The organism is Sphaerospermopsis sp. FACHB-1094, assembly GCF_014696195.1.
Classification (GTDB): Bacteria; Cyanobacteriota; Cyanobacteriia; order Cyanobacteriales; family Nostocaceae; genus Sphaerospermopsis; species Sphaerospermopsis kisseleviana.
The window spans coordinates 46089-62329 of record NZ_JACJPT010000020.1 but is presented as its reverse complement, the minus strand read 5'-3'; the positions used below and the strand labels follow the sequence as shown (position 1 = coordinate 62329).

The window sequence follows — 16241 nt, the reverse complement described above, 5'->3', positions numbered from 1 at the left end:
TATCACACAATTAGTTTTTTTGATTATTACTTGGGGTATCCATTTATTAAAAAGATGCAGGTTGTACGCCCGTTAAATTATCTTCCTTATCACAAAGGCAAGGCAATTGTGGAATTGCAGGAAAAAATTGGCTGGCGTGTTTACGGGAGAAAGCATGGTGAGTCTTTATTTACTAAGTTCTTCCAAAACTATTATTTACCTGTCAAGTTTGGCCATGATAACCGCCGCCCTCATCTTTCTAGTTTGATTGTCTCTGGACAAATGTCTAGGTCGGATGCTTTATCTAAATTAGAAGAGCCTCTATATCATCCAGATGAATTAGAAACTGATATTACTTTCTTTTGTAAAAAACTGCGGATTTCTCGTGATGATTTTAATCAATTAATGATGCTTCCCAATCGTCATTACACAGATTTTAATAATTGGGATTTATATCACGGAATCATCAAAAAAATTCAGAAATTCGTTGAAAAAACAACGGGTAAAAAATCAGGTGTCTATTCTTAATAATACATGATAAATCTTACTTCACCAATAATCTGTCAGATGACATCCGTTCACCCGTGGCAAGATACTCGCATCTTCTTAAAAGAATGCGAATCTTTATCTAAAAACTATACAGTGTATTTAGTGGCTCCCAATGCTCCTAATGAAATTAAAAACTCAGTTAATTTAAGAGGAGTAACAAAGCTGAAAGGTAGTCGCATCTTACGATTTACAAAAACAGTTTATGATGTCTATCGCGCAGCCTTAAAAGTTAATGCCCAGATATATCATTTCCACGATCCTGAATTAATTCCCGTTGGGTTACTCCTCAAGTTGCAAGGTAAAAAAGTTATTTATGATGTTCATGAGGATGTCCCCCGTCAAACCTTGGGCAAAGATTATATACCTCATCTGATCAGATTTACAATTAGCTGGGTAATTGAAAAACTGGAAAATTTCGCTGCCCCCAAGTTTGATGCCATTGTTACCGCTACACCATTTATTCGGCAGCGATTTTTAAAGTTAAATCCCTTAACTATTGACATTAATAACTACCCTATATTAACAGAATTAGTGACACCAGAATCGTCTTCACCGGAAAAGGAAAAAAGCGTTTGTTACGTGGGGGGTATTTGCCAAATTCGAGGAATCTTGGAAATGGTGCAAGCTATTGGTATGACAGATGCCACCTTACTACTGGGGGGAACCTTTAGCAATGCAGGTGAAAAAGCTAAGGCAGAGTCTTTAACTGGATGGCAAAATGTTCGATCACTAGGCCAATTAAACAGGCAAGAGGTTGCTAATGTTTTATCTCGCTCAGTAGCTGGTTTAGTTGTTCTTCATCCTACAACTAATTATTTGGATTCTCTTCCGGTAAAAATGTTTGAGTACATGTCAGCGGGGATTCCAGTCATTGCCTCTAACTTTCCCCTCTGGCGGGAAATTATTGAAGGTAATAACTGTGGGATTTGTGTTGATCCCCTCAATCCCCAAGAAATTAGCGAAGCTATCCAATATTTAATCAATCATCCCCAAGCTGCGGCGGAAATGGGGAAAAATGGACGCGAAGCAGTGGAAACTAAATATAACTGGGAGCAGGAAGCCCAAAAACTACTATCCCTTTACCAAGAGATTTTACCAACCCAACCATGAAAATTTTGACCATTGTGGGAGCTAGACCACAATTTATCAAAGCCGCAACGGTCTCCCGTGCCATTAAGGAATATTCAGACTCCCATATTCAAGAAATCCTAGTCCATACCGGTCAACATTACGACGTTAATATGTCTGATGTCTTTTTCACCGAAATGCAAATTCCCTCACCCCAATATCATCTGGGAATTGGCGGTGGTTCCCACGGCGCAATGACCGGTCAAATGCTCTCAAAAATTGAGCAAGTGCTGCTGAAGGAAACCCCCGATGTAGTTCTAGTATATGGTGACACTAACTCCACCTTAGCTGGGGCATTGGCAGCGGCTAAACTCCATATTCCTGTAGCTCATGTGGAAGCGGGGTTACGTTCCTTCAATCGCCAAATGCCAGAAGAAATTAATCGAGTTCTTACTGATCACATTTCTCATTGGTTATTTTGTCCCACCCACACTGCAATTGCTAATTTAGCACAGGAAGGAATTGTTGACAGTAGTTCAAACCGGGTGTGTCATGTTGGAGATGTCATGTATGATGCTGCTCTGTTTTACCGGAATATTGCCCAAGCCACCGATGCCACCAACCAGTTAATCAGTGAACTAAATGGTCAATTTTATCTAGCTACGATTCACAGAGCGGAAAATACAGATAACCCTGATCGTCTTGATGATATTTTGCAAGCTTTAAACTTGATTTCTCAAATAACTCCTGTGGTTCTCCCTTTGCATCCCCGAACCCGCAAGTTATTAGAACAGACACAATTTAATCATATTCGGTTTCTACAGCCTGTAGGTTATTTTGATATGATTACTTTGTTAAGTCATTGTCAGGGAGTTTTTACTGATAGCGGTGGAGTGCAAAAAGAAGCATATTTTTTCTGTAAGCCCTGTGTTACTTTACGCGATGAGACCGAATGGGTGGAATTAGTGAAAGGTGGTGTGAATATATTAACAGGGGCTAGTTTTGAGAAGATTATAGATGCCGAAAAACATATTTATAACTCTGAATTTGATTATTCGCAAGAACTTTATGGGAGTGGTAACTCCAGCTACAAAATAGTAGAAATACTCAGTCAAAAGATGTAACTTTTACAATTTAATTTTTACCTAGTCTTACCTCAGTTAACCAATTAGTTTATACAATTCTAACAGAATTATGAACTGGAAATTAAAAGCCAAAATACAGAATCTAGTCAGTCTTCTCCCCCCAAATATCTCCTATTCTACCTATTACTGGATACAAAGAAACTTTGGCTCTTTAAAAAAGAATAAGCTTAATCCCATGAGCAGACTACAAGCGGGGATGGAAACTTGTAAACACATTGAAAATGTCGGTCAATCACCTGTAGGGACTACATTTTTAGAGGTAGGTACAGGAAGGAGGATTAATACTCCTCTAGCATTTTGGCTGTTAGGAGCAGAAAGAATTATTACTGTCGATTTAAACCCTTATTTAAAAGAGGAACTTGTTAAAGCAGATTTAGAATATATCAAAAATCATGCTACTCAAATTGAAGATTTGTTTGAGAACCGTATTGTCAATAATCGCTTAAATCTTCTGATTGAATTCACTCAATCCCCCTTCAATTTGCAGGATTTATTACAATTTATTAATGTTGATTATATCGCACCGGGGGATGCTTCCCAACTGAGCATACCCTCAAACTCCATTGACTTTCACACATCCTATACTGTCTTTGAGCATATTCCACCAGACATAATTAAGGCAATTATCAAGGAGGGTAAAAGAGTATTAAAGAGTAATGGGCTGTTTGTACACAAAATAGATTACAGCGATCACTTTTCCCATTCAGATAAATCCATTTCTGCTATTAACTTTTTGCAATTTTCGGATAGTGAATGGAATAGAATTGCTGGTAATAGATATATGTATATGAATAGATTACGCCACGATGATTTTATAAAATTATTTTTAGACTTAGACAGTTCAATTTTATTAGATGAAGTAAATGAAAGTTTGGATGCCAGGAGTTCTCTCAATGAAATCACTTTAGACTCTTTCTTTTCCCAAAAAGATACAGAGATACTTGGTATTACATCAGCATGGATCGTTTCTCATTTTTAGCTTCTTCCTTATTCTATAAGTAATAAGCAAGTATAAATCACATGGCAATAATTTATTCAACTTAATTTATGAAAATTTGGCTTATTCAACGCTCCGAATCTACACCTCATGATGGCCTTGGCGATTCTAGAATTATGAGAACAGGTATGATTGCCAAGGTGCTGGCTGAACGCGGCCATACAGTTATATGGTGGACATCAACTTTTAATCATTTTAAGCATTGCCATAGATATAAAACAGATACTCGTGTAGAAGTGTCGAATAACTATCATATCCAATATGTCCGAGGTTTTGGTTATCAAAAAAACCTTTCCATATCCAGGATAATAGACAACATTTTGATAGCAAGAAAGTTTAAATTACTTGCTTATAAAGACACTGATAAACCAGATATAATTCTGGCTTCTGTTCCAACTATAGAATTGGCGAGGGAAGCAGTCCAGTACGGTTTAAAGTTCGGTATTCCAGTTGTTCTCGATATTCGTGATTTATGGCCAGACGTAATTTATGACTTTTTCCCGACTTACCTTAGGTCTTTGCTGAGTCTAGCTTTTATTCCCATGGTGTGGCAATTAAAACAAGCCTGTAGTCATGCAACGGGTATTGTTGGTTTGACTGATGCTTTTATCGATTGGGGAATTGCTCATGCTGACCGATCTAGAAATACAAATGATAGGGTGTTTAGGATGGGGTATTGGTCGGAAAAGGAATTAATAGAGAAGCAAGAAGAATTTTCTTATAATTTTTGGCAAAGTCAGGGAATTGAGAAAAATAGCGATTGTCTTTTGGTAATCTTTGTAGGTACTCTTGGTAAAACTAATGACTTATTGCCAATAATAGAGGCCGCCAAAATTTTACAAGAGAAAAATTCAAACGCAAAATTCATTATTTGTGGTTCTGGAGTAAAGCTTACATTTTGGCAAAATAAGGCCGCCAAGCTCAGTAATATTCACTTTACAGGTTGGATTGGTAAACATGAAATTATAACCCTATTAAAAATAGCAGATATTGGACTGGCACCCTACATTAACTCGATTAACTATGTTAACAATATTCCCAATAAGCCGGCTGAATACATGTCTGGTGGTTTGGCAATAGCATTAAGTCTGGATAACGGTAGTCTTTATGATATCATTCATGAATATGAATGTGGTTTTAGCTATCATAATTCTCCAGAATTGCTAGCTTCTGAACTCGATCAATTATCAAAAAACCGCGAACGGTTAGAAACAATGAAACAAAATTCCATCGCGACATTTAAAAACTTGTTTGATGCCAAAGTTGTTTACAATCAATTGGCTGAATACCTAGAAAGCTTTGTTTCATCAGAAAATTAGTAGAAGTTACATCAGTGATACATATGCCAAACTCCCATATCTCCACCGTCTCTAACATTAATTACAATCCATCTCTTGTGGCTAAAATAGCTAAATTGATAATTCCTATTTTGGCTAAAATCTTACCTGCTAGTATCTATAAGTTAGTCTACGATTTCCTCTACCGCACTTATCAAGTTTTGCTTCGCTATCTTTATGGAGTCAAAGCTTTCGCCGCTGGTATTTATGGAGATAAATCTCTCAGGATGAAAACATCTCTTACTTGGAAACTCTTACCCTACACAATGGGCGGTAGTAAGGCTCTAGAAAATGCTTTTGAAGTAACTGCATTAGCTGAATTGAGAAATCTACCCGGGGCAATTGTAGAGTGTGGCGTTGCCCAGGGTGGAACATCGGCAATGATGGCTTTAACTAATAGATTACTGGGTCAACAGACGCGACAAAAATGGTTATTTGACTCCTACGAAGGCTTACCAGAACCCACTGCTGAAGATTACGAAGGAGGTAAAGCGGGTAACTTTATCCGTCCCCTCCCCAAAGGCTCCTGTTTAGGAAATATAGAACAAGTCAGTGAACTTATGTTTGACAAACTGGGCTTTCCTCAAGCAGAAACTCATCTGGTTAAAGGGTGGTTTCAAGATACTGTTCCAGCCTATCGTCAGCAAGTGGGTGAAATAGCAGTTTTACGACTAGATGGGGACTGGTATGAGTCAACCAAAGTACCTCTAGAAAACTTTTATGACCTTGTGGTTACTGGCGGTTTGATCATTGTCGATGATTACGCTACCTGTTTTGGTTCCCGTAAAGCTGTTGATGAATTTCGCTCTGTTCACAATATCACTCATCCCCTCAAAGCCGATGGACGAGGAGGAGTATGGTTCGAGAAGTAATCAACTCATTATACTGGTTATTTAGATTTAGAAGGTAGAAAACCGATTAGGAGTCCAGGAATGATAAAGCATTTATTTTCTTTGTACCGACAGTCGCCTTTCTGGTTACGTGATATAATTGCGACTTTGACTTTTCCAATTAAGATTTTTATGTTGCCTTTTGGTAATAGTATATATATTAGTGGATATTATATGATACTAGACTACCGTGATAATGCTTCCTTCAAATATTTTACCGATAGAGAAAGGTATGAACTTACTGAAATAACAGCTTTCTTAAAGGCAATAATTTACAACAAAGGGACTTATGTAATTGATGTTGGTGCTAACTACGGAGCTTTTTGTCTTGCAGCAGCAGACTTATATCGATTTGGCTTGATAAAAAAAATAATAGCAATTGAACCAGATTTAAGGCCTTTTAATGCTCTTAAAAAGTCGCTTACTACAAATCAATTTGTCGGTGTTGATGTACACAACTTGATTATTGGTGACTCTTCTAGTACAGAAACAATTTTTATTAATGCAAGATCTTCCGCTGATAATAGGACTCATAAGGTTACTACTGCACCAATCAGAGTCCAGAATTCATATCAAGTTAGCAGTATGAGCCTTGATAGTTTATTGCGATCAACAGGTGTTGATTATGAATCAATGTTTGTTATCAAAATGGACATTCAAGGTAATGAACCTCGTGCAATCAAAGGAATGAAGCTTATACTATCAAGTGCAAAAGGTTTTATTTTGTTCTTTGAGCATTGCCCTTATTTAATTGAATCTGCTGGAATCAGTGAGGAGGAATATCTTGATGATTTGAAATCCCTTGATGCCGATGCTATTTACGAAATATCCGGTGGTTCAGTGATTTCCTTATCTTCATTTTCTGACCTCTCAGTGAGATTTAGTCAGATTAAGCTTCAACAGGAAACTAAAATGCAGGGGTCTGGTTCTAATTTTATCCTGGTCAAGAATATGAACTTTCCTCTAGACTAATGTACTGAGATTTGTGCTGTGAACCACCTCAAAAAAGTTACAACTAAACAACTAAACCCACAAAAGTGTTGCCCATGGATTTGGTAAGCCTATTTGGCACAGAAATGATGATTTCCCGAATCATTTTTGGTTGTGAACCCCTTGGGGGGACTGACTGGGGAAAAGTTGATGAGCAACTACTAGAGCAAGCCGTGACTAAAGCCTTGGACTTAGGTATTAACTGCTTTGATGTTGCCGATGTCTATGGTTTAGGTCGGGCGGAAGAAAGACTAGCAGAAATTTTGGGAGCTAAAAGACATGAGGTCGTTATTATCTCCAAGTTTGGGGTTAATTGGCAACCTCCCCTAGGAAAAAATCGCGCTCATACTTTTCTTGACTCCAGCCCCCATAGAGTCATCACTGCATTGGAAAATAGTTTGAGGCGGCTAAAACTTGACTGCATTCCTATCTATTTGATTCATTGGCCTGATCCCAACACTCCCATTGAAGACACCATAGAAGCACTGTGTAAATGTCAATCAATGGGCAAAATCCAACATTTTGGAGTTTCTAATTTTCCCCTGCCATTGTTACAGCAAGCTCATAGCTGGCATAAAATACCCTTTGTTGAACTGCAATACAACTTGGTTGACCGTAGCTCAGAAATAGAACTACTTCCTTACTGCCTTACAGAACACATTAACGTCTTTGCCTACGGGTCACTGGCACAAGGCCTACTTACGGGTAAGTATGATGTAAACACAAAATTCAGTCAAGATGATCGTCGGCATCGTTTACCCCATTTCCAACCAGATACCTTAGCAAAAAACTTGTCAATAATTGACAAGTTAAACAAATTAAGTGAAATTCATAACAAAAAAGTATCACAGGTTGCCATTCGCTGGCTTCTTGACCAACCTGGTGTGTCCGCTGCCATTGTCGGTGCTAAAACTCCTGAGCAAACTGAGATGAACATTGCTGCCTTTGGTTGGCATCTCTCAGAACAAGATCAAGAATACCTTAATTCCAATCAAAACTATTAGAAAAGTGAGAAGTGAAAAACTAGCACAGCAAATCCGTAAACACGCACTGAGAATGACCAGTTTGGGAAAAAGCTCCCATATTGGTTCTGTATTCTCCATAGCTGATATTCTTGCGGTCTTATATGGGGAAATTCTTCAGGTTGACCCTCAGAACCCAACTTGGTCAGCAAGAGATCGTTTTATACTTAGCAAAGGCCATGCCGGAGCAGGAGTGTACGCAGTTCTAGCAGAACGGGGCTTTTTCCCTGTTGAGAAACTAAACACTCATTATCAAGATGGTTCTGACCTTAGTGGTCATGTTTCTCATAAGGGTATTCCCGGTGTTGAGTTTTCCACCGGTTCCTTGGGACATGGACTTCCTGTCGGTGCGGGAATGGCCTATGGGGCTAAACTTGATGACCTCAGCCATAGGGTTTTTGTCTTACTCAGTGATGGAGAGTGTGATGAGGGATCTAACTGGGAAGCGATTCTTTTTGCCGCTCATCATCATCTTGATAACTTAGTTGCAATCATAGATTACAATAAGCTTCAAAGTATTACAACGATCAAAGAAACCCTTAACTTAGAACCCTTTGCTGACAAATGGCGTAGTTTTGGGTGGGCTGTTCAAGAAATTGACGGACATGATCATTCAGCAATTCAATCGGCTTGCTTACAAATTCCCTTTGAGCTTGGCAAACCTAATTGCATCATTGCCCACACCACTAAAGGGAAAGGAGTTTCCTTTATGGAAGATTCTGTACTTTGGCATTATCGTTCCGCCCAAGGAGAAGAATATGAAAAAGCTCTACAGGAGTTGAACTCACAACTATGAGAAATGCTTTTATCCAGCGTTTGTTGGAATTAGCGGAGTCTGATCCAAGAATAATGCTACTCACTGGTGATCTTGGTTTTGGAGTCTTTGAGAAATTTGCTCAACGTTACCCCAAACAATTTCTCAATGTGGGCGTAGCAGAACAAAACTTAACAGGTTTAGCGACGGGGTTAGCGTTGGAAGGACGAATACCCTTTACCTATTCCCTTGCCAATTTCCCTACACTGCGTTGTTTAGAACAAATTCGCAATGATGCTTGTTATCACAACGCCAATGTGAAAATTGTCTGTATGGGTGGCGGCTTTAGCTATGGTGCATTGGGAATTTCTCATCATGCTACTGAAGATTTGAGCATTCTCAGAGCCTTACCAGATATAACAATAGTTGCTCCTGGAGATGACTGGGAAGCGTCTGAAGCTACTTCATCTTTAGCCAATACCCAAGGCACATGTTACCTGCGACTTGATAAAAGCAGCGCAGGAATGACTAATCAACATCAAGAAGTATTTACACTAGGTAAAGCTAGAAAGTTGCGTGATGGTAGTGACATCACATTGATTAGTATTGGTGGTATCCTCAATGAAACCTTGAAAGCTGCAAAACTATTGGCGGAAAAAGGAATAGAGTCTCGCGTTATCAGTTTACATACACTGAAACCACTGGATAAAGAAGTCATATTTGATGCAGCTAAAAACACAGGAGGTATTGTGACAATTGAAGAAAATACCATTCAAGGTGGCTTAGGGGGAGCAGTAGCGGAAGTTTGTTTGGAAAACGGTATTATTCCTCAGATTTTTTGCAGAATAGGTTTACCAGACTGTTTTTCGTCTCTTGTGGGCAGTCAAGATTATTTGCGATCGCAATACAAAATGAGTGCTGAACACATATATAACAAACTTCTTATGAGCTTAAATTCAACCGATAAACAAAAATAAAAACATATGAAAAGATTGTTTGACACAGTTGCCTCTACAATTGGATTACTTCTGTGTTTTCCCGTTTTCCTGGTTGCAGGTACTCTGATTTGGTTGCAGGACTTTTGTTCTCCCTTGTATGTAGCAACTAGAATTGGTCTCAAAGGTAAGCCTTTTCAGATGCTCAAGTTGCGATCAATGGTTGTTAATGCTGATCGTATAGGGGTTGATTCAACTTCAGCTAATGATCCGAGAATTACGCGGGTTGGTCACTTTATCCGCAGGTATAAGCTGGATGAACTATCTCAACTTTGGAATGTCCTCAAAGGGGAGATGAGCTTAGTAGGTCCACGCCCGAATGTGCGACGAGAAGTGAACCTGTACACAAGCACAGAAATGAAATTACTTTCCGTGAAGCCTGGTATTACAGATATATCCTCAATCGTTTTCTCCGATCTCGGTGAAATACTGAGAAACCACTCAGATCCTGACATTGCTTATAATCAGCTAGTTCGTCCTTGGAAGAGTAGATTCAGCTTGATTTATATAGAAAATCAGTCATTTATATTGGATATAAAACTGATTCTAATTACTGTCATGAGCATATTCTCTCGCAGATTAGCACTAAGAGAAGTTACCAAAATTTTAGTAAATTTGCAGGTAGACAGGCAACTTATTCAAATTGCCTCTAGACAAACAGAGCTTTATCCTTTTCCTCCACCGGGAGCTACAGAAATTGTCATCTCTCGTGAGCATGTATATTGAATATTGAATGCCCGTTGGGACTTAAAACTTATAACTTAAAAACTTATAACTTAACAGTACCAACCAAATATGAGTAAACAGGCGATCGCCTACCTATACTAGTGCTGGTGCGATCGCTGCTCTCAACGAAAATGAAAACAGACAAGCTATTTTACCGTATATTCCTAACTTAACCAGGTATCCTAGCCGAACTTATACCAGGAATCCCTTCAGACCGTGAATTTGAATACTGCGCCCCTGTGATTAACCAGTGGCTAGAATCTTAAGTAAAGGTGAGATAACAAGATATCTGCGGGAAATTATCTCAGATCAAAAATTTGCCTCTAACATAGGCATATAGCTGAAATCTCATACATGGATATGCTCAAACCTCTGCGCCTATTGACCCTAGCTGGTTGCTTGGGAATGTTCACTATAGCCAGTGCTATCCCCCTGCGTCTAGCCATAGCACGTCAACAAAGTCCCCACCCCCAAGCCATCTTGATGCTCAGTGGGGAAAACAGCAGAGCCAAATTCACCCGAGAAATGGCTCAAAAATTCCCTGACCTTCCCATTTGGGTTTCCGTGGGCAGCCCGGAAATCAGCAGCATCTTAGGTGACCTTCACAATCAAAAGCTACAGGGAGGCGATCGCATCCATTACGACAACCGCGCCACAGATACAGTAACTAATTTTACCACAATGGTTGCACCTTTGCAACAAAATAATATTCGCCACGTTTATCTCGTCACCTCAGACTACCATATGCCCCGCTCCCAGGCGATCGCCACTATTGTCTTTGGTAGTCAGGGAATCGCCTTTACTCCTGTCCCCGTCCCCTCCCAAAGCTCTCAGAGAGAAGCTCGAACACGTATTGCTAGGGACATAGGGCGCTCAGTGGTTTGGCTAGTTACCGGGCGCACCGGAGCCAGTTTCAATCCCCGCTTGCAATCGGCGACAGGTAATAGCAGATCATAAATTTGTCAATTTACTCAGTCAATTTACTAAGTCAATTTACTAAAAATATACCCCAAATAACCCCGACTTTTGGTAATGTACAAGTGTTCCGAAAAGTCGGGGATTTCATTATGAATGCTTAGTTTGTGACAAATTTAATTTTAAACTGTTTGATCACACTTTCCCATCCATAACTATGCGAATAACATATTTTCTGCTTAGTCTTTTGAAAAAAACTGTTTTTATCAAAAATATTACCTATTTTTTCCAAACTTCATCAAGAACAAAAAAGCATCTGATTCTGTATTTAACTGACTCTCTACTATTTTTATTGGCAATTTATATTGCATTTTCCATAGATTCCCACAGTTTATTTCCTTTGGATATATTAGGTAAATATCTCCCTTCTATTATTCCGCTGATTACCGGAAAAATCCTGTTATTTTCCCTACTGGGAATGTACAAAAATGTACTAAAATACAGTGAATTTGCCTTTTTATATACAGCCTTCAAATCAGTTATTTTGGGACAAGGAGGATTGATCATCCTGAATTTGATTTTCCGGATCAATTTCCTACCTATTTCTGTTCAGATAGTAGATACTTTAATCACACTAATTTTAATAGTCACAGTCAGACTCATAGCCCGATGGCTGTTATATGGTTTGAGTTCCCCCCTGAGATTAAAACTCCCATCTCAACCCATTAGTAGTGTAGCAGATAGCAAGCAACTCCTGCAACCAGTAATTATCTATGGAGCCGGACAAGCTGGATTTCAACTATCCCAAGCACTTGTTCTGGATAACAACTTTGAGATTATAGCCTTTGTGGACGACAATTCACAACTATGGAAACATACGATTAATGGCATTCAGGTTTATAGCCCTGAGAAGTTGGAATATCTCATTAACAAGTACCAGGTACAGCTAGTACTCTTAGCAATTCCATCAGCAACGCCCAAAAGAAAGCAAGAAATTGTTGCGGAACTTAAAGCTCTAGATATAGAAGTGAAAACAGTACCCACTCTAGCAGAAATCATATCAGGTAAAGTCTCCATTGCGCAACTCCGGGAAATCAATATAGGTGATATTTTAGGACGAGAAGAAGTTCTCCCAGATCCCAAGTTACTGCAAGTCAACATCACAAATAAATCTGTTTTAGTCACAGGAGCGGGTGGTTCTATTGGTTCAGAACTCTGTCGTCAAATTGCTCAACAACAACCCCGCCACCTAGTTCTATATGAATTAAATGAATTTGCACTATATAACATTGAAATAGAGTTACGAGAAACCTACCCTAACTTATCTTTTTCTGCTTGTTTAGGCTCAGTAACTGATGCCCAACGCCTGAAACAGGTAATTACAGAATATAATATTGATACTTTATATCATGCTGCGGCTTACAAGCACGTTCCTTTAGTAGAAATGAACCCTGCCCAAGGGGTGATTAACAATATTTACGGTACACTAGTAGCTACGCGCACGGCCAATGAGTGTAAAGTTAAGACTTTTGTCTTAATTTCCACCGATAAGGCTGTACGACCCACCAGTGTGATGGGAACAACCAAACGAGTGGCTGAGTTGATTTTGCAAGCTTTATCAAAACAGCCGGATACCTACACCCGTTTGCTCATGGTCAGGTTTGGTAATGTGTTAAATAGCACGGGTTCAGTAGTACCCCGATTTCAACAACAGATTTTACAGCGACAACCGATTACTATTACCCATCCCGAAATTACTCGCTATTTTATGTCCATTCCCGAAGCAGCTCGCCTGGTCATTCAAGCTGGCGCTCTCGGTGAGGGGGGAGAGGTTTTCCTCTTGGATATGGGGGAACCGGTAAAAATTTACGATCTGGCGGTGCAAATGGTAGAACTCAGTGGTCTAGTTTTAGGGAAGGACATTGAGATTAAAATCACAGGTTTGCGTCCAGGAGAGAAGCTCTATGAAGAGTTGTTGATTGAAGAAGAGAATGTTGAAAAAACTATACATCCGAAAATTTACTCCGCCCAGGAAGCAATGATACCTTGGACAAAGCTAGAGCCATATCTGTATCAGCTTTTCTTAGCAGCCCAAGAAGAAGACAAAGATACTCTCTTATCTCTGCTCAACGTCCTGGTTCCTGAATATTACTCTCCACAGTTATCATCCCAACTGATGAGTAAATCTGCTGAGTAAATCTGCTTGACACTCCCCATGGGGACTTCCAGAAGCTTGTAGAGACGTTGTATGCAACCTCTCTACAACCATTAATTACCGGAGATGTTTATTAGACATCTGGTGAAAATGAATGTAGGTACAATTCATGTAGGGACAATTCATGAATTGTCCCTAGAACGTCGATTCAGTAATGCTAGGTAATTTGTTTTTACCTTGTAGGGGCGAAGCATTCGGGTGATAACCTATCGCTGAAACCAATTCATATTCCGTCCGAATGCTATACGCCCTTACGATTAATGAATCGGTGTTCTAGAAAGGGTTTCAAATTACCCACATTCAATTACCGGAGAGATACAGCACATTCCATCTACATGAGGTACAATATGAACAGGCAAGACTTGTACTGAGCTTGTCGAAGTATGCCTGTGCTACAAGGGTTTTATCATTAATATCTGTACCTCATCATAACGGAAAATGCTGTATAATGAAACACAGGAGGTAATGAATCATGTATCAAAGTGAAGCACCCCCGCAAAAAAACTTGCCCACCATGTATGATTTACCCAGTGAGGGTGACAATGAGGAAGAATTAGAGTCCACCATTCATCCCCGTCCACCCTGGGAAACTTTGCCGACGATGTATGATTTACCTAGTGAAAATCCAGAGGAACCAGGGTTGCCAGACGAATTTCATGACTTTCAACCACAATTATTACGGGAAACCTGCCAATCTCCTGTTTATCCCCAGGAAGAAATGTTCATTGGTACGGATTTAAACTTATATTATGATGTGCGCCATTTTGCATGGTATAAAAGACCAGATTGGTTTTTAGTGTTAGGTGTACCCGCTTCAGAAAAACAAGAGGATATGCGCTGGAGTTATGTCATTTGGCAAGAAGGACTAGCGCCATTTTTAATCGTAGAATTATTATCACCAGGTACAGAAGCAGAAGATTTAGGACAAACATCAAGAAGCGCGAATAAACCACCGACAAAATGGCAAGCTTATGAACAGTATTTGCGATCGCCCTACTATGTTATTTTCGATAGATATGAAAATCGCCTCCGAGTATTTCAACTCATGGGCATAAAATATCAAGCAGTGGAACTGGTAGAACCAAAATTCTGGTTTCCTGAATTGCAATTAGGAGTAGGGGTTTGGTCAGGAAAATATCAAGGTACAGAAGGTTTGTGGCTACGTTGGTATAATGAGGATGGTGATTGGATTCCTACTTTTGCTGAAAGCGCACAACAGGAAAAACAACGAGCAGAACAAGAAAAACAACGAGCAGACAAACTAGCGGAAAAACTGCGAGCTTTGGGAGTGAATTTAGATGAAATTTAAAGGAATTTAAACAAGCAAGCCAGGTAATAATTTTCTTGGCTAATAGCCTAGTTCAGCTTTAATGTTCATGTAGATGGAATGTGCTGTATATGAAGAACATTTATACAGAAAACAGCAATCAAACTCTAGAACAAAGAAAACAAGAAGCATTACAAACAGCCGCAAAATGTCAGCAAATTCTCCTAGAACAGGGAGCAAAAGAAGTAATATTATTTGGTTCTTTATCAGGAGAAAGCCCTTGGCATTGGCAATCTGATTTAGATTTAGCAGTGACAGGAATGTCGGAAAAGCAACAATGGGAGGCATATTCTCTTCTAGAAAAAATCGCACCTAATTGGTTAAAAATAGATTTGGTAGCATTAGAAGAACTACCAGATTTTATCCGTTCTCGGATTCTCAAAGAAAAACTCATGCCAACTAATAAATATTTAGCCTTAAAAACTCGCATTGAAGACGAGATGATGGCTTTAGAGCAGAATTTTCAAGCTTTAAAGCAATTAATTGCTCAAGCAGAAAGTATTCCAGAAATTGCCCTCACTCCTGCGTTATCTAGCTATATTTGTGATTTTTACACAGCCTGTGAGCGAATTAGTGAAAGAATTGCTGTTACTTTAGATGAGGGAATGCCAAAAGCCGAAAATTGGCATGAACAACTATTGTTACAAATGGCAGAAATTGGTGGGGAAAATCGTCCTCCTGTCTGGCAAGGTTCACTATTATTACAATTAAATGATTATCGGAAATTTAGACATTTAGCACGTCATAATTATAATTTGCAATTGCGAAAAGAAAGAGTATTAGAATTAGCCCAACAAACAGAAATAATTATCGTCAAAATCCAAGAGGCGATCGCACTTTTTAATCAATGGTTAGAATCTCAAGCAAAATAAATAAATATAGCATTTACCAAGCTAGTGAGGTACAGAGTTTTTTATCTTAGGAAATTGGGAATTGCGAATTGGGAATTGGGAACAGTAAATAAATTAGGGTGTACCTCATGAGACTGGGAAACGCTATAAATAAATAGGGGTTGCTGAGAAAGTCTTTCCGTGAGGGCATAGGAGTCAGGAGTCAGGAGTCAGGAGTCAGGAGGAGATTTGAAAATTTCTTTGCCATCTCTTGAAATCCCAAAAAATGCACACTTTTTCCGGTATACCCTTCAAAACCCTTGCACTTTTTTCCTGATTTTCCACCTGAAACCCTTGATTTATCAAGGTTTTAAGTTTATTCAGCAAACCCTAAATAAATAATAAATCAATAATTAGGGCTTGCTGAATAAAGACAAAAGCTAGATATATTAGACCTCTCCAAAATAGAATGTATTAATTTGTCATAAGTTGTAGGGGCGAA

At 39.1% G+C, this 16241-nt stretch carries 15 protein-coding genes and 1 pseudogene; all 16 read left to right on the top strand.

Translation table 11 applies throughout. The features are described 5' to 3' along the window. Window positions 1-507, top strand: a 507-nt coding sequence (locus H6F47_RS09055) for a hypothetical protein (protein WP_206755143.1), incomplete at its 5' end; no start/stop codon positions are given. 39 nt (window positions 508-546) lie between these two features. Next, on the top strand, window positions 547-1638 hold the full coding sequence (locus H6F47_RS09050) for a glycosyltransferase family 4 protein (RefSeq protein ID WP_199291108.1): 1092 nt from the start codon (window positions 547-549) through the stop codon (window positions 1636-1638). Further along, complete coding sequence (gene wecB / locus H6F47_RS09045; RefSeq protein ID WP_190648690.1) at window positions 1635-2720, top strand: UDP-N-acetylglucosamine 2-epimerase (non-hydrolyzing); 1086 nt, start codon at window positions 1635-1637, stop codon at window positions 2718-2720. The genes H6F47_RS09050 and wecB overlap by 4 nt, the downstream gene beginning before the upstream one ends. Before the next feature lie 196 nt (window positions 2721-2916). After that, window positions 2917-3720 (top strand): methyltransferase domain-containing protein, encoded by an 804-nt coding sequence (locus tag H6F47_RS09040; RefSeq protein WP_190648687.1) that lies wholly within the window; start codon window positions 2917-2919, stop codon window positions 3718-3720. 68 nt (window positions 3721-3788) lie between these two features. Further along, the gene (locus H6F47_RS09035; RefSeq protein ID WP_190648683.1) at window positions 3789-5057 is read left to right on the top strand and encodes a glycosyltransferase family 4 protein; all 1269 of its coding nucleotides are present in this window, start codon (window positions 3789-3791) and stop codon (window positions 5055-5057) included. A gap of 77 nt (window positions 5058-5134) precedes the next feature. Beyond that, window positions 5135-5947, top strand: coding sequence for a TylF/MycF/NovP-related O-methyltransferase (locus H6F47_RS09030; RefSeq protein ID WP_190648681.1), 813 nt, complete (start codon window positions 5135-5137; stop codon window positions 5945-5947). Between the two features lie 60 nt (window positions 5948-6007). After that, window positions 6008-6937, top strand: a complete 930-nt coding sequence (locus H6F47_RS09025) for an FkbM family methyltransferase (protein WP_190648679.1) — start codon at window positions 6008-6010, stop codon at window positions 6935-6937. Between the two features lie 74 nt (window positions 6938-7011). Continuing rightward, window positions 7012-7959 (top strand): aldo/keto reductase, encoded by a 948-nt coding sequence (locus H6F47_RS09020; protein WP_190648676.1) that lies wholly within the window; start codon window positions 7012-7014, stop codon window positions 7957-7959. After that, complete coding sequence (locus H6F47_RS09015) at window positions 7901-8773, top strand: transketolase (RefSeq protein WP_199291107.1); 873 nt, start codon at window positions 7901-7903, stop codon at window positions 8771-8773. Before H6F47_RS09020 ends, H6F47_RS09015 begins: the two co-directional genes overlap by 59 nt. Continuing rightward, window positions 8770-9708, top strand: a complete 939-nt coding sequence (locus H6F47_RS09010) for a transketolase C-terminal domain-containing protein (RefSeq protein ID WP_190648673.1) — start codon at window positions 8770-8772, stop codon at window positions 9706-9708. The genes H6F47_RS09015 and H6F47_RS09010 overlap by 4 nt, the downstream gene beginning before the upstream one ends. A gap of 6 nt (window positions 9709-9714) precedes the next feature. Continuing rightward, window positions 9715-10452: a sugar transferase gene (locus H6F47_RS09005; RefSeq protein WP_190648670.1), complete on the top strand. Its 738-nt coding sequence runs from the start codon at window positions 9715-9717 to the stop codon at window positions 10450-10452. 131 nt (window positions 10453-10583) lie between these two features. After that, window positions 10584-10703 (top strand): annotated as a pseudogene (locus H6F47_RS28840) (DUF2887 domain-containing protein); the annotation flags it as partial. A gap of 109 nt (window positions 10704-10812) precedes the next feature. Next, window positions 10813-11409 (top strand): YdcF family protein, encoded by a 597-nt coding sequence (locus H6F47_RS09000; protein ID WP_190648667.1) that lies wholly within the window; start codon window positions 10813-10815, stop codon window positions 11407-11409. A gap of 310 nt (window positions 11410-11719) precedes the next feature. Continuing rightward, the gene (locus tag H6F47_RS08995; protein WP_242027365.1) at window positions 11720-13564 is read left to right on the top strand and encodes a nucleoside-diphosphate sugar epimerase/dehydratase; all 1845 of its coding nucleotides are present in this window, start codon (window positions 11720-11722) and stop codon (window positions 13562-13564) included. A 490-nt stretch (window positions 13565-14054) separates the two neighbouring features. Then, complete coding sequence (locus tag H6F47_RS08990; protein ID WP_190648661.1) at window positions 14055-14891, top strand: Uma2 family endonuclease; 837 nt, start codon at window positions 14055-14057, stop codon at window positions 14889-14891. 89 nt (window positions 14892-14980) lie between these two features. Then, window positions 14981-15781, top strand: a complete 801-nt coding sequence (locus tag H6F47_RS08985; protein WP_162501954.1) for a nucleotidyltransferase domain-containing protein — start codon at window positions 14981-14983, stop codon at window positions 15779-15781. Window positions 15782-16241 lie beyond the last annotated feature (460 nt).